The sequence below is a fragment of the Paraburkholderia sp. SIMBA_053 genome (genome assembly GCF_046534895.1).
In the GTDB taxonomy this organism is placed as follows: Bacteria; Pseudomonadota; Gammaproteobacteria; order Burkholderiales; family Burkholderiaceae; genus Paraburkholderia; species Paraburkholderia caledonica.
In genome coordinates this window covers 1-262 of the sequence record NZ_JAWRXU010000961.1, presented here as the reverse complement: position 1 = coordinate 262, position 262 = coordinate 1, and the positions used below count along the sequence as shown (strand labels likewise).

The following is a 262-nucleotide window of genomic DNA, read 5'->3' as shown; positions in this document are numbered from 1 at the left end:
CTTTCAGATAGCCGCTGACGCGCGCGAAGATCGGCGCGCGCGAATAAGCCTGCAGTTCGGACGGCAGCGTGAGCACGGGGCCGCTCGCATCGCGTACGGGCGCGATCACGTTCACGGTGGGCACGGCCTGTGAGTCGGTCCAGGTCTTCAGTTTGCGCGAATCTGTGGTCCGCAGCACGAGGCCCGAGACGACCGCGACGACCACGATCGCGACGCCGGCGACACTCGCGCCCGCCAGCCGCCGGGGCGTCCGCGTCCGCGC

The 262-nt window shown here is 70.6% G+C and carries 1 pseudogene; it reads right to left on the bottom strand.

The window, feature by feature from the left end:
- Positions 1-262, bottom strand: a pseudogene (locus tag SB753_RS38455) (efflux RND transporter periplasmic adaptor subunit); the annotation flags it as partial.